Origin of the sequence: Kitasatospora sp. NPDC098652 (genome assembly GCF_044760155.1) — a bacterium.
GTDB lineage: Bacteria > Actinomycetota > Actinomycetes > Streptomycetales > Streptomycetaceae > Kitasatospora.
In genome coordinates this window covers 88487-101515 of sequence record NZ_JBIWAQ010000012.1, presented here as the reverse complement: position 1 = coordinate 101515, position 13029 = coordinate 88487, and the positions used below count along the sequence as shown (strand labels likewise).

The following is a 13029-nucleotide window of genomic DNA, read 5'->3' as shown; positions in this document are numbered from 1 at the left end:
GCCCCCGGGCTAGGCTTCCCGGGTTCACCGGAACCGGAGCCCCAGGGCCCGATCGCCCATCCCCGCAAGCCCGTTGACGCCGTGCCGCGCGACGCCGCCCGGCGTGCGGCGGTCCGGGGCGCGACGCTCCGGCGCGGGGCGGGGCGGAGGCGCCCCGGGGCGGAACGAGGAGAGTCCAGCACCATGGTGACCACGGACACCGCCCCGCAGAGCCCCGCCCCGCACCGCCCCGACCTGGCCCGGCTCCTGGCCGGCCACCGGCCGCAGGGCCCGGTCGAGACCGCCGACCACGCCAGGGCGACCGCCCTGGTCGAAGCCGCAGAGGCCGCAGAGGCCGCAGAGGCCGCAGACGCCACAGGCGCCGCCTCCGTTTGGGACCGCGGCACCCCACTGCACTTCACCGCCTCCGCGCTGATCGTTCACCCGCCCACCCGCCGGGTGCTGCTGCGCTGGCACGTCCGCCAGCAGGCCTGGCTGCAGGTCGGCGGCCACGGCGACCCGGGGGAGACCTTCCCGCTGGACATCGCCCTGCGCGAGGGCCTGGAGGAGACCGGCCTGACCGACCTCACTCCCTGGCCCGACGCCGCCCTCGTCCACCTCGCCGTGGTGCCCGTCCCGGCCTCGCCCGTCGAGCCCGCCCACGAGCACGCCGACCTGCGCTTCCTGCTCGCCACCGACAGCCCGGACGACGCCCGCCCGGAGAACCCGGCCTCCCCGCTGGAGTGGCTGAGCATCGAGGAGGCCCGGCAGCGGACCACCGAGGAGAACTTCCGCGAGACCCTCGACCGCGCCGCCCGCCTGCTCGGCTGAACCGGACCACCCCGACCCAAGGACCCCTCATGCACACCGACCAGATCCTCATCTTCGACGCCGACGACACCCTCTGGGAGAACAACGTCCTCTTCGAGCGGGTCATCGACGGCTTCCTGGACTGGGCCGCCGCCCCGGAAGGCCGCGACGGCGCCCGCGCCCTGCTCGACCGGATCGAGGCCGCCAACGCGGCCGCCCTCGGCTACGGCGCCACCGTCTTCCGGCAGAGCCTCGCCGACTGCCTGCGGCAGCTGAACGACGACCGCACCCCCACTGCGGCCGAGCTCGCCCGGATCGACGAGCTGCTCACCCCGCTCACCCGGCGCGGCGAGGTCGAACTGATCGCGGGCGTCGCCGACACCCTCGCCGCCCTGGCCGGCCGCCACCGGCTGCTCCTGCTCACCAAGGGCGACCAGGAGGAGCAGCAGGCCAAGGTGACGGCCTCCACCATCGATCACCACTTCGGCGGGATCCACATCGTGGCCGAGAAGTCCGTCGACACCTACCGGCAGCTCACCGCCGAACTCGGCCTCGACCCGGACCGCACCTGGATGATCGGCAACTCGCCCAAGTCCGACATCGCCCCCGCCCGCCGGGCCGGTCTGCGCACCGTCTTCATCCCGCACGAGCACACCTGGGTGCTGGAGCACGAGGACCTCGGCCCGGACGGGGCGACGCTGCAGCTCGCGGCCTTCCCGGAGCTGCTGCGCCACTTCTGAGCCGCGGGGCCGAGCCGCGGGGCCGAGCCGCGGGACCGTACAGCCGGCCCGGCCGGCCCTGCGGATGTCCTCCCGGTCAGACCGCGAGCGCCGTCGCCGGGACCTGGCCGGTGCCCCGGTACAGCCAGGCCCGCTCGGAGGCCGACCACACGCTGGTGGTGAGCAGGTAGAGCGCGGCGGCCACCGGCACCAGCATCGCGAACACCACCGACACGAAGGACAGGTACGGCAGCAGCCCCGCCCCCGGCTGCGGGGTGGTCTGCGCGGCCGCCGCGCGCCGGGCCCGGCGGTAGTTGACGTACCCGACCGCCGCCAGCCCGGCGTACAGCAGGCCGAACACCGCGAACTGCCCGGCGCCGTGCGCGTTCCCGACGTGCAGGCCCAGCGGCACCCCGAACAGGGTGTGGTCCAGCAGGTCGTTCGGGGTGGTGAAGAGCCGGTACATCACCGAGAAGAACGGGATCTGCACCAGCATCGGCAGGCAGCCCGCGAACGGCGAGACCTGCTCCTTCCGGTACAGCTCCGCGAGCGCCTCGCGCGCCTTCTCCGGGTTCTTCTTGTGCTTCGCGTTCAACGCGGCGATCTTCGGCGCCAGCTTCGAGCGGGCCTTCTCCCCACGCGCCGCCGCCCGCGCCAGCGGGTGCAGGCAGAGCCGCACGGCGAGCACGAACAGGACGATCGCCAGCGCGGCCGGCAGGGCGTGGGCGAGCGTGGCGACCACGGCGTGGGCGACGGTGACGGCCGGGTCGAGAACAGACAGAACGGACATGGTGAAGCGAGCCCTCCGGGGTCTCAGGACATGAGTGATCGGCGGAGGACGGCCGCGAAGGAGGTACGGGCAGCCGCGAAAGCGCGGGCACCGTACGGGAGAACTGCGGGACTACGCGGCCGCCGGGGCCGCTCCCGGCGCCCTGGGGCGTCGCCTGCCCCGGGCGTCCGGATCACGCTGCGGAAGGAACGCCGTATGGAACGCGCGGCGCCGCAGCACCCCGCTGCGCACCGCGGCCGGGGCCCGTGCCCCCAGCAACCGCGCCCCGGCGAGGGCCCCCGCGACCGCCCCGGCCACCAGGACCATCGCCGCCACGGCGGCGACGGACGCAAGCCCGCCGCCCTCGGTCACCAACTGCCCGGTCAACACCCGGAGCAGGCCCAGCAACATCGCGACAACACCCACGGCAGGGCCCCCTCTCGATGTCTTCCCGGCTCCGGACGTTCAGCACGACGATCCTACGGCCCCCCGGGTTCCCGGTGTAAAGGGGAATTTCTCACGGAGCGTCCACCGCGTGCACCCACACCCGCGTCCCCCCGTCCGCCTCCTCCGCCAGCCACGCCGACTCGGCGAGGCGCTTGTCGCGGCCGGGCAGCGCGTCGGCGACGACGGAACCGTGGCGCAACGCCCCTGCCGCCCTCGGGTCCGGCGCCCCCGCCTGACGGAACCCCTCCAGCACACCGCTCCCGAGGTCCGTGCCGGCGTCCGGCGTCAGCGGGATCCCCAGTCCGTTCAGGAACCCCTGCTCCTCGCCCGGCGGCAGCCGGAAGAGGAACGCCACGTCGTCCTGGAGCCCCTTCCGGTACGCCCACCGCAGCTCGCCCGCCGACCCGGGCACCCGCACCCGCGCGAACGCCGCGACCTCCGCGGAGCCCACCGTCACCCACGACCCGGGCCGCCCACTGTCCGCCGCCGGATGTCGATCCCACTCCCGCAACCAGTACAGGCCTCCCACCGCGCCCGCGGTGAGCACCAGTGGCAGCACGACCCCCAGCAGCAGGGTCCGCCATCGCCGTCCCCTCACTGTTCCTGCCTCACAGCCCCGCCCCGCGCACCCTGGCGTCCCCCTCGGGATCCGGCGCCACCGCCGGGACCACCCTCGGCGTCATCGAGCCGGACGTTCCGGGAGGACCGTCGCCACTCCGGCGTTCGAACGTAGTCGATCGGCCGGGGCGGCGGGGCGTGAATCCAGGAACGCGAGGGGTGTAGCCGTTGGTGCTACGCGGGGCTACCTTGGAGGGCATGAGGACGATTACCCAGCGGGAGTTCCGGAACAACTCCGCCGCGGTGATGGACGCGGTGGAGGCGGGGGAGACCTTCCACATCACCAGGAACGGGGTCGAGGTCGCGGAGCTGCGGCCGGTGTCCGGGCGGCGGCGGCTCACGGCGGAGGAGCTGGTGGCGCGGCACGTGAAGTTGCCGCGGGTGGACTACCAGGAGATGCGCAAGGAGGCCGAGGAGTACTTCGGGCCCGAGGAGCTCGTCGGGGACGAGGGCGACGACCCGTTCGAGCGGCCGCGTGGCTGAGCGCCGGAGGGCGTCCCGGCGGCGGCCCGCCGGGGTGCTGGACACCTGTGTGTACATCGACCTGGCGCTGCTCAACCCCGGCGACCTGCCCGCCGTGCCGGAGCTGACCGCGATCACGTTCGCCGAACTCCAGCAGGGCGTCTCGATGGCCCGCGACCCGATCAGCCGGGCGGCCCGGCTGGAGGTGCTCGGCGCGGCGATGGCCGACTTCGACCCGCTGCCCTTCGACGCGGCCGCCGCCGCCCGCTACGGCACCCTCGTCACCCTGACCATCGCCGCCGGACGGCAGCCGCGCCCGCGCCGGATCGACCTGATGATCGCCGCCGTCGCCTCCGCCCACGGGCTGCCGCTGTACACCCGCAACGTGGCGGACTTCCGGGGGCTGGGCTCGGCCGTGGAGGTCATCGGGGTGTGAGGGCGGCGTCGGCCCCGCTGCGCTCCACCTCGTCCGCCGGCACGGTCGCGGCCTTCATCGCCGCCACCGCGGCCGCGACGACCCCGGCGAAAGGTCAAGCGGGGCCGGCCGGGCCGTCAGCTCAGCCGGACCGTCCGGCCGGTCGCCGCCGAGGTGCGGGCGGCCTCCAGGACGGTGAGGGTGGCCACCGCGTCGCGGGGGTCGACCGGGGGCGGGGTGCCGGGGGTGGCCAGGGCGGCGGCGATGCCGGCGTAGAAGGCGGGGTAGTCGCCCGGGTCGGTGGGCAGCGGGATCGTGGACCCGTCGCTGCCCAGGGTGCCGTAGTGCTCGGGCAGGTCGGTGCCCCACGGGTGGGTGCCGTCCGGGCGGCGGCCCGACCGAAGTTCGGCCTCCTGCGGGTCCATGCCGTGCTTGACGTACCCGGCGGTGTCACCGAGCACCCGCAGCCGGGGACCGGTCAGCGGGGTGATGGCGCTGGTCCACAGGTGCGAGCGGGTGCCGGAGGCATGGGTCAGGGCGACGAAGGCGTCGTCGTCCACCACCGCGCCGTCCCGCCGCACGTCGATCTCCGCGTACACCGTCTCGACCGGCCCGAACAGGGTGAGCGCCTGGTCGACCAGGTGACTGCCCAGGTCGTACAGGGTGCCGCCGACCTCGGCCGGGTCGGCGAGCTCGCGCCAGCCCGCCTTGGGCTTGGGGCGGAACCGCTCGAACCGGGACTCGAAGCGGTGCACCCGGCCGAGCGCGCCGCCGCGCACCAGCCGGCTCGCGGTGAGGAAGTCGCCGTCCCAGCGCCGGTTCTGGAACACCGACAGCAGGACGCCCCGCTCCTCGGCCAGCCGGCACAGCTCCAGCGCCTCGGCGGCGGTGCCGGCCAGCGGCTTGTCCACCACGGTGGCCAGGCCGGCCCGCAGGGCGGCGCGGGCCAGTGGGGCGTGGGTGCGGTTGGGCGAGGCGACGACCACCAGGTCCAGCGCGTCCGGGTCGGCGAGCAGCTGCTCGGGGGTGTCGACGGCGCGGGCCTCCGGGTGCTCGCGCCGCAGCTGCTCGCGGCGCTCCGGGTTGGCGGTGACCACGGCGTCCAGCCGCAGCCCGGGCGTGGTGGCGATGAGCGGGGCGTGGAAGGCGGAGCCGGCCAGGCCGTAGCCGATCAGGCCGACGCGGAGGGGGCGGGGGGCGGTCAGCGGGTTCATGCGGCCCACTCAATCACGAGGCGCCCCTTTGCTCCCGGTTTCCCGGCGCCTCTCGTTCCCCGCTCGGGGCCGTCGCGTCCGCCAGGGCCGTCGTGTACGGGGGCTTTCCCGTCCGGGGGGCGCCCCTGTCCAGCCTGTCCAGCTCCTGGCCCGTGAGCCTGCTCGCCCGCAGTGCCAGCAGGACGACTCCGGTCGAGGCGGCCAGGGCGAGCGCGCGCTCGGCGTAGCCGGCGCCGTCGCGCCCGTGCAGGCCGACGTAGACCAGCACGCCGAGGAACATCACCGGGCTGTAGGCCAGCGCCGCGTTCGCGCTGCCCCGCCAAGCCGGGTGGGCCCGGAACTGCGCGGCCAGCACGGCCGGGGTGATCACCAGCAGTACGAAGCCGGCCAGGGCCAGCCCGACGTGCGCGCTCGCGTGCCAGGAGTCGCCGGTGAGGCGGTGCGCGCACCAGGGGTCGGCGGCCCGGCAGTCCAGTCGGAAGAGGACGTCCGCGACGTTGTCGAGCCCCACCGGGGAGGCGGCCACCAGCCAGGCCGCGACCGGGCGGGGGCCGCCGGGGACGGCGAGTGCCGGGCGCAGCGCGAAGAGCGCGAACGCGATGGTCAGCAGTCCGGCGATGCCCTGCGCCGCCAGCTTCCAGCCGGGGTGGCTCGCCGTGAGCGCGCCCAGGTCGCTGATGGTGTCCGCGGACACCCGGTAGCCCCGGCCCTCGACCAGCCCGCCGACGAGCCATGAGACGGTGAACAACAGCTGGGCGGCGATGCCACCCCAGATCAGCGCGTTCCTCGTCCTGGTCACCGGGCGCCCCCTCTGGTTCACGGTGATACGGTTGTATCAGATTTCGGAGGTAGTCGAGAAGTGTCCACCCGCGTCGACCACGAGCAGCGGCGTACTCAGATCGCCGAGGCGCTGTTGCGGATCGCCGACACCCAGGGCCTGCAGGCGGCCAGCATGCGGGTCGTGGCCGCCGAGGCAGGGGTGTCGCTGCGCCTGGTGCAGTACTACTTCCACACCAAGGACGAGCTGCTGATGGACGCGCTCGCCCGGCTGGGCGCGCAGCTCCAGGTGCGGATGCAGAAGTGGATCGCGGCGGCCGGCAGCCCGCCCACCCCGCGCGGCATCGTCACCGCGATCCTGTCCTGCATCCTGCCCACGGACGCCGAGAGCCGCCGGATCACCCGCACCTACGCCGCGTACTACACGCTGGTCCTGAGCGAGCCGCGGCTGGCCGAGCAGCACGGCACCACGTACCCCGACATGCTCGAATCCTTCCTGGCCAAGCAGATCCGGGCCGCCCAGCAGCTCGGCGAGGTCCCGGCCGGGCGTGACCCGGAGCTGACCGCCGCCGGGCTGCTGGCCATGGCCAACGGGCTCGGCTCCAGCGTGCTCGGCGGCCAGCGGGACGGCGAGGCCGCGCTGGCGATCCTGACCCACCATCTCGACGAACTGTTCCGCACCTTCCCCGCTGTGTGATACACACGTATCAACAATCCCGACGGGGGGAGCTTGTGATGACACGCGTCCCGAGGCTGCTGGCCGCTGCGCTGCTGGCGGCACTCGCCGCCCTGCCGACCGCACCGGCCGCCGCCGCCGACACCGCCGACACCGGCGCGGTGGCTGCCACCGACGCCGGCACGGTGCTCGGCAGCACGCACGACGGCTACCGCACCTACCAGGGCATCCCGTACGCCGCACCGCCGGTCGGCGCGCTGCGCTGGCGCGATCCGCAGCCCGTCGCGCCGTGGTCCGGGATCCGGTCGGCCACCGCACCCGGCAACCGCTGCCCGCAGGGCCGGCCCGACCAGCCCGACGGCAGTGAGGACTGCCTCTACCTCAACGTGACCGCGCCGGCCCGGGCCGACCACCGCCCGGTGATCGTCTGGCTGCACGGAGGCGGCTTCACCTCGGGCGCCGGCAGCGACTACGACCCGCACCGGATGGCGGTGAGCGGCGACGCGGTCGTGGTCACGGTCAACTACCGGTTGGGCGTCTTCGGCACCTTCGGCTACCCGGGCCTGGCGGACTCGGGCGACTTCGGGCTCGCCGACCAGCAGGCCGCGCTGCGCTGGGTGCGCCGGAACATCGCCGCGTTCGGCGGCGACCCGCGCAACGTGACGCTGGCCGGACAGTCCGCGGGCGGCATGAGCGTGTGCTCCCAGCTGACCTCGCCCGCAGCCGCCGGACTGTTCGACAAGGCCGTGATCCAGAGCGGATCCTGCCTGATCGACTACCCGCGGAACCTGTTCTTCCCCGGCATGGCCGCCGGTTCGCCCTGGGCCGACCGCACGTCGGTCGAGGCGGCCGGCCAGACCCTCGCCGCCACGGTCGGCTGCCACACGCTGGACTGCCTCCGGCAGCAGCCGACGGCCGCCCTGTACCGGCACGGCACCACCTTCACCCGGCCCGCGTACGGCACCTCGCTGCTCCCGCTCGAACCGGCGGCCGCCCTGCGGGAGGGCCGGTTCCAGCGGGTGCCGGTGCTCACCGGTGGCAACCGCGACGAGCACCGGGGCTGGGTCGCCGCGCAGAACCGCTACGTCGAACCGATCACCGCGGAGCGGTACGACCACCTGCTCGCCGACACCTTCGGTGACCAGGCCGGCCAGGTCGCCGACGAGTACCCGGCCGACGCCTACCCTTCCCCCGCGCTCGCCTGGGCGGCACTCGCCACGGACCGCATCTGGTCCTGCCCGACGCTCACCGGCGACCGCCTGCTCGCCCGGCACACCGAGGTGTACGCCTACGAGTTCGCCGACCGCGACGCCCCGGGGCAGCCCGGCTTCGCCCCCGGCCTGCCGCCCGGCGCGTACCACGGCTCCGAGCTGCCGTACCTGTTCGACGTCGCCGGCTGGCCGGCCCAGCTGACACCGGCCCAGCAGCGGCTCTCCGACCGGATGATCCACGCCTGGACCGCCTTTGCGACCACAGGCCGCCCGTGGGCCCGGTTCCGCGGCGACGACGTGATGTCCCTGCGCCCCGACGCCGTCCGGCCGGTCGACCTCGGGGCCGAGCACGACTGCGGCTTCTGGGACGACGAGGGCGGCCTCAACGGATCGGATCCGGAGGAGGATCGAGGCGATGGGACGGCGGCCTGATCCTTCGGGGGTTCGTGCGGCTTCGAGTGGGCTGCCGTCGGGGGGCCGGCGGTAGGGGCGGTCCGCACGTGCCGGGTGCCGGGTGCCGAGCGCCGGGTGCCGGGTGCCGGGAGGTGTGCTGGGCCGTTGCCGGTGGGCGCGGCTACGCTGGTCGGCGTTGGGGCAGCCAGTGGCGCCCGGCCGGCCGAGGGTGTCCGGTCCGGAGCGATGTGCGAGATCGTTCAGAACCGTTGCAAGACCGAGGGAGACACCTACGTGGCAGACCGCAAGCCCATCGAGTCCTGGCTGACCGACATGGACGGTGTCCTCATCCACGAGGGCACGCCGATCCCCGGGGCGGAGGAGTTCCTCCGCCGGCTGCGGGAGTCCGGCAAGCCCTTCCTCGTCCTCACCAACAACTCCATCTACACCCCGCGCGACCTCAGCGCCCGGCTGGCCGGGATGGGCCTGGAGGTGCCGGAGGAGTGCATCTGGACCTCGGCCCTGGCCACCGCCAAGTTCCTCAAGAGCCAGCGCCCGAACGGCACCGCGTACGTGATCGGCGAGGCCGGCCTCACCACGGCGCTGTACCAGGCCGGGTACGTGCTGACCGACAACAACCCGGACTACGTCGTGCTCGGCGAGACCCGGACCTACTCCTTCGAGGCGCTCACCAAGGCGATCCGCCTGATCAACGCGGGTGCCCGGTTCATCTGCACCAACCCGGACGAGACCGGCCCCTCCACCGAGGGCGTGCTGCCGGCCACCGGTTCGGTCGCGGCCCTGATCACCAAGGCCACCGGCGTGGACCCGTACTTCGTCGGCAAGCCCAACCCGCTGATGATGCGCGAGGCGCTCAACACCGCCGGCGCCCACTCGGAGACCGCCGTGATGATCGGCGACCGGATGGACACCGACATCGTCGCGGGCATGGAGGCCGGCATGGAGACCATCCTGGTGCTCACCGGCCTGACCTCCGCCACCGACGTGGAGCGCTTCCCGTACCGGCCGACCCGGGTGGTCAAGTCGATCGCGGACCTGGTCGAGCTGGTCTAACCTCTGCGGTGCAGTCGCGAGCCCCGTCCCGGCCGAGCGCCGGGGCGGGGCTCGTTCCGTACGCGTGGGGAGGACCGGGCGGATGAGCACGGCGGGGGAAGCGGCGACGGGCGAAGGCGCGGCGGGGGAAGCGGCCGGGGAGGCGGCGGCGGGGGAGGAGCCGGAGAAGCGGGTCACCTGGGCGGAGCTGTACTTCGACCTGGTCTTCGTCTTCGCGATCACCCAGGTCTCCGGACTGCTGCACCACCAGCACGACCTGACCGGCCTGGTCCGGGCCCTGGTGGTGTTCGTGCCGGTGTACTGGTGCTGGGTCGGCACCACCGTGCAGGCCAACATCCGTGACGTGGACAACCCGCGCGACCGCCTGGGCATCCTGCTGGTCGGACTGGCCGGCCTGTTCATGGCGCTCGCCGTCCCCGGCGCGTACGGCGGCCGGGGCGTGCTGCTCGGCGCCGGGTACTGGCTGGCCCGGGTGGTGCTGCTGCTCCTGCTGGTGCGCGCCCGGGGGGTGTGGCGCGGCCCGTACGGGGCGGGCGTGCTGGTCAGCGGACCGCTGCTGGTGGTCGGCGGACTGCTGCCGGACGGGCCGCGGCTGGTGCTGTGGGCGGCGGCCGCGCTCTGCGACCTGGCCGCGCCGCTGGTGTTCCGGCGGCGGCTCGCCAAGGTGGCCTACCACCCGTCGCACATGCCGGAGCGGTTCGCGCTGTTCCTGCTGGTGGCGCTCGGCGAGTCGGTCGTCGGGATCGGCGGCTCGGCCGCCGCGGCCCGGCTGGACGCGGCCGAACTGGTCGCCGTGGCAGCGGCGTTCACCATCTCGGCCGGGCTGTGGTGGCAGTACTTCGTGTTCGCGGCGGACGCGATGCGGCACGCCGTGGTGGTCGCCGACTCCCGGCGGGACGTGATCCGGCGGGTCTTCCAGTACGGGCACCTGGCGCTGGCGGCCGGGGTGATCGGGGTCGCGGTCGGCTTCGCGGAGACGGTCGCGGACCCGTGGCAGGCGCTCGGCGCCGGACCGGTGGGGCTGCTCTACGGCGGCTGCGGGCTGTACCTGCTGACCTTCGGGTACACCCGCTGGATGATGTTCCGGCTGGTCTCGACCACCCGGATCGTCGCGGCGGCGGTGGCGCTGGGGCTGCTGCCCGCGATGGTGCGGCTGCCGGCCCTGGTGGTGCTGGTGGTGCTGGCCGTGCTGCTGGTGGCGCTCAACGGGGTGGAGCACGTGCGGGTGGTGCGGGCGGCCAGGTCCGGTGCTGCGGCCCCGGCTCCGGCTCCGGCCGCGGCTCCGGCGGATTCGGCTCCGGCGTCGGCGACTGCGACGGCTGCGGCCCCGGCGCCCGTGGAGTGAGTTGTCGGTGGGGCTGTGTAGCGTTCGGGGTGTAAGAGGGCGGGCGGCGCAGCAGCCGCGGTGTGGGAGGTAGATGTCGTGACGGACACGGTCGAGGCGGGCGTGGTCGAGGCCGGCCAGGGCGGCGGGCTGGAGCTGCCCGAGTCCTGGCGCGCGGTGCTCGGCGCCGAGACGGAGAAGCCGTACTTCGCGGAGCTGGCGGCCTTCGTGGCGGCCCAGCGCGCGGAGCACGAGGTGTTCCCGCCGAGCGGCCAGGAGTTCGCCGCGCTGCAGGCCACTCCGTACGAGAAGGTCCGGGTGCTGGTCCTCGGCCAGGACCCTTACCACGACAACGGCCAGGCCCACGGCATGAGCTTCTCGGTGCTGCCCGGGACGAAGACGCCGCCCTCGCTGCGCAACATCTTCAAGGAGCTGGACGCCGACCTCGGCATCCCGGCCCCCGACAACGGCTACCTGATGCACTGGGCCGAGCAGGGCGTGCTGCTGCTGAACGCGGTGCTCACGGTCCGCGCCCACGAGGCCAACTCGCACAAGGCGAAGGGCTGGGAGAAGTTCACCGACGCGGTGATCAAGGCGGTGAGCGATCGCGAGGAGCCGGTGGTCTTCGTGCTGTGGGGCAACTACGCCAAGAAGAAGCTGCCGCTGATCGACACCGAGAAGCACGTGGTGGTCCAGGGCGCGCACCCGTCGCCGCTCTCCGCCAAGCTGTTCTTCGGCAGCCGCCCGTTCTCGCAGATCAACGCGGCGCTGGACGCCTTCGGCGGCGAGCCGATCGACTGGCGGGTGCCGGACGTCAAGCAGGGCTGACGCGCGGTCGTGCCGCACGTGGCCGTGGCTGGACGGGGTTCGGATTCCCGTCCGCCCACGGCCACTTGGCGTTCACCGGTGGCGGCCGTCGGCCGGGGCCGGGTGTGCTTAGCTGGTGCCGACCGGTCGCCGGACCGGTCCCACGGGGGCGGGAGTCGGTGCGGAGGGGCGGTACGTGCGCGGGGTGGGGCGGGCAGGAACCAGCCGGTGGGCCGGGCTGACGGCGGGTCTGGCACTGCTGGCGTTGCCGGCGGTCGCCGGGTGCGGTGGCGGGGGCGCTGAGGGCGGCGGGGTGAGCGGATCCCCCGGCGGCTCCGGGGTTCCCGGCGGGGCCGGAACCTCCGCCGTGGCTCCGGCGGGCGGCGCCACGGGCCTCAACCAGCTTCCCGGGCAGGCCTTCTACGTCTCCGACCGCACCAACGCCGCCCAGCAGCTCGCCGTGCTGCGCGGCCAGGGCCGTGCCGCCGAGGCCGACACCCTGCTGCGGATCGCCGCCCAGCCCTCCTCCCAGTGGCTCGGCGAACAGGGCGCCCGGGAGATCGCCGACCAGGTGAGCCGCCGGGCCACCGAGGCCGGCCGGACGGCCGTCTTCGTCGCGTACGACATCCCGCACCGGGACTGCGGCCAGTACTCGGCCGGCGGCGCCGCCGACGCCGCCGCCTACCGCTCCTGGATCACCGGCGTCGCCGGGGCCCTCGGCGACCGCAAGGCCTGGGTGGTGCTGGAGCCGGACGCCGTCGCCCACACCCTGGACACCTGCGGGATCAAGGGGGACCTGGCCGCCGAGCGGTACGGCCTGCTGGCCTTCGCCGTCCAGGAGTTGAAGAAGCGTCCGAACGTCCGGGTCTACCTGGACGCGGGCAACCCGGGCTGGGCGCAGGACCCGGACGAGATGGCCGCGGCGCTGCGCAAGTCCGGCATCGCGGCGGCGGACGGCTTCGCCGTGAACGTCGCCAACTTCTACCCGACCGACCGGAACGTGGACTACGGCAACCGGCTCTCCGCCGCCCTGGGCGGCAAGCACTTCGTCATCGACACCAGCCGCAGCGGCAACGGCTCGGCGGGTGCCGAATCCTGGTGCAACCCGCCCGGCCGGGCACTTGGCGAGGCGCCGACCACCGAGACGGGGCGGCCCGGGGTCGACGCCTACCTGTGGATCAAGAACCCGGGGGAGTCGGACGGCGAGTGCGGCCGCGGCGAGCCCCGGGCGGGCGAGTTCTGGCTGCCGTACGCGCTCGGGCTGGCGCAGGCGGCGCGCTGAGCGCTGGCGGTGCCCTGAGCACAGGCGCCCGCCCGGCCCGGCCCGGCGCGGT

Annotated in this window: 15 protein-coding genes; 10 read left to right on the top strand and 5 right to left on the bottom strand. The window is 74.3% G+C overall.

Going from position 1 to position 13029, the window contains the following annotated elements:
- Positions 1-183 precede the first annotated feature (183 nt).
- Together ACIQWA_RS24850 and ACIQWA_RS24845 are read left to right on the top strand one after the other, a co-directional pair.
- Positions 184-810, top strand: coding sequence for an NUDIX hydrolase (locus ACIQWA_RS24850; RefSeq protein ID WP_402485893.1), 627 nt, complete (start codon positions 184-186; stop codon positions 808-810).
- 29 nt (positions 811-839) lie between these two features.
- A complete protein-coding gene (locus tag ACIQWA_RS24845; RefSeq protein ID WP_402485891.1) occupies positions 840-1529 on the top strand; it encodes an HAD family hydrolase in 690 nt (229 codons plus the stop codon).
- Positions 1530-1605: 76 nt separating this feature from the next.
- Here the strand turns inward: ACIQWA_RS24845 and ACIQWA_RS24840 are convergent, their stop codons facing one another.
- From ACIQWA_RS24840 to ACIQWA_RS24830, 3 genes are all read right to left on the bottom strand, one after another.
- Positions 1606-2298 carry a YidC/Oxa1 family membrane protein insertase gene (locus ACIQWA_RS24840; RefSeq protein WP_402485888.1) on the bottom strand — a complete coding sequence of 231 codons (693 nt, stop codon included), beginning with the start codon at positions 2296-2298 and terminating at the stop codon, positions 1606-1608.
- Between the two features lie 111 nt (positions 2299-2409).
- The gene (locus tag ACIQWA_RS24835; RefSeq protein WP_402485886.1) at positions 2410-2703 is read right to left on the bottom strand and encodes a DUF6412 domain-containing protein; all 294 of its coding nucleotides are present in this window, start codon (positions 2701-2703) and stop codon (positions 2410-2412) included.
- A gap of 91 nt (positions 2704-2794) precedes the next feature.
- Positions 2795-3322, bottom strand: a complete 528-nt coding sequence (locus ACIQWA_RS24830; RefSeq protein WP_402485883.1) for a hypothetical protein — start codon at positions 3320-3322, stop codon at positions 2795-2797.
- A 218-nt stretch (positions 3323-3540) separates the two neighbouring features.
- Between ACIQWA_RS24830 and ACIQWA_RS24825 the strand changes: the two genes are divergently transcribed.
- Together ACIQWA_RS24825 and ACIQWA_RS24820 are read left to right on the top strand one after the other, a co-directional pair.
- Complete coding sequence (locus ACIQWA_RS24825) at positions 3541-3825, top strand: type II toxin-antitoxin system Phd/YefM family antitoxin (protein ID WP_402485880.1); 285 nt, start codon at positions 3541-3543, stop codon at positions 3823-3825.
- Positions 3818-4240, top strand: coding sequence for a type II toxin-antitoxin system VapC family toxin (locus ACIQWA_RS24820; protein WP_360240710.1), 423 nt, complete (start codon positions 3818-3820; stop codon positions 4238-4240). Before ACIQWA_RS24825 ends, ACIQWA_RS24820 begins: the two co-directional genes overlap by 8 nt.
- Before the next feature lie 116 nt (positions 4241-4356).
- Here the strand turns inward: ACIQWA_RS24820 and ACIQWA_RS24815 are convergent, their stop codons facing one another.
- Positions 4357-5433, bottom strand: coding sequence for a Gfo/Idh/MocA family oxidoreductase (locus ACIQWA_RS24815; RefSeq protein ID WP_402485877.1), 1077 nt, complete (start codon positions 5431-5433; stop codon positions 4357-4359).
- A 13-nt stretch (positions 5434-5446) separates the two neighbouring features.
- Positions 5447-6232, bottom strand: coding sequence for a DUF998 domain-containing protein (locus tag ACIQWA_RS24810; RefSeq protein ID WP_402485874.1), 786 nt, complete (start codon positions 6230-6232; stop codon positions 5447-5449).
- 60 nt (positions 6233-6292) lie between these two features.
- Here ACIQWA_RS24810 and ACIQWA_RS24805 point away from each other — a divergent pair, with 60 nt between their 5' ends.
- The 6 genes from ACIQWA_RS24805 (at position 6293) to ACIQWA_RS24780 (ending at position 12977) form a co-directional block, all read left to right on the top strand.
- Positions 6293-6907: a TetR/AcrR family transcriptional regulator gene (locus tag ACIQWA_RS24805; RefSeq protein WP_402485871.1), complete on the top strand. Its 615-nt coding sequence runs from the start codon at positions 6293-6295 to the stop codon at positions 6905-6907.
- A 38-nt stretch (positions 6908-6945) separates the two neighbouring features.
- Positions 6946-8529 (top strand): carboxylesterase/lipase family protein, encoded by a 1584-nt coding sequence (locus tag ACIQWA_RS24800; protein ID WP_402485868.1) that lies wholly within the window; start codon positions 6946-6948, stop codon positions 8527-8529.
- 255 nt (positions 8530-8784) lie between these two features.
- Positions 8785-9564 carry an HAD-IIA family hydrolase gene (locus ACIQWA_RS24795; protein ID WP_360240728.1) on the top strand — a complete coding sequence of 260 codons (780 nt, stop codon included), beginning with the start codon at positions 8785-8787 and terminating at the stop codon, positions 9562-9564.
- Positions 9565-9646: 82 nt separating this feature from the next.
- Positions 9647-10909 carry a low temperature requirement protein A gene (locus ACIQWA_RS24790; RefSeq protein WP_402485865.1) on the top strand — a complete coding sequence of 421 codons (1263 nt, stop codon included), beginning with the start codon at positions 9647-9649 and terminating at the stop codon, positions 10907-10909.
- Positions 10910-10987: 78 nt separating this feature from the next.
- Positions 10988-11716 carry a uracil-DNA glycosylase gene (locus ACIQWA_RS24785; protein ID WP_402485862.1) on the top strand — a complete coding sequence of 243 codons (729 nt, stop codon included), beginning with the start codon at positions 10988-10990 and terminating at the stop codon, positions 11714-11716.
- A gap of 346 nt (positions 11717-12062) precedes the next feature.
- Complete coding sequence (locus ACIQWA_RS24780; RefSeq protein WP_402485859.1) at positions 12063-12977, top strand: glycoside hydrolase family 6 protein; 915 nt, start codon at positions 12063-12065, stop codon at positions 12975-12977.
- Positions 12978-13029: the final 52 nt, after the last annotated feature.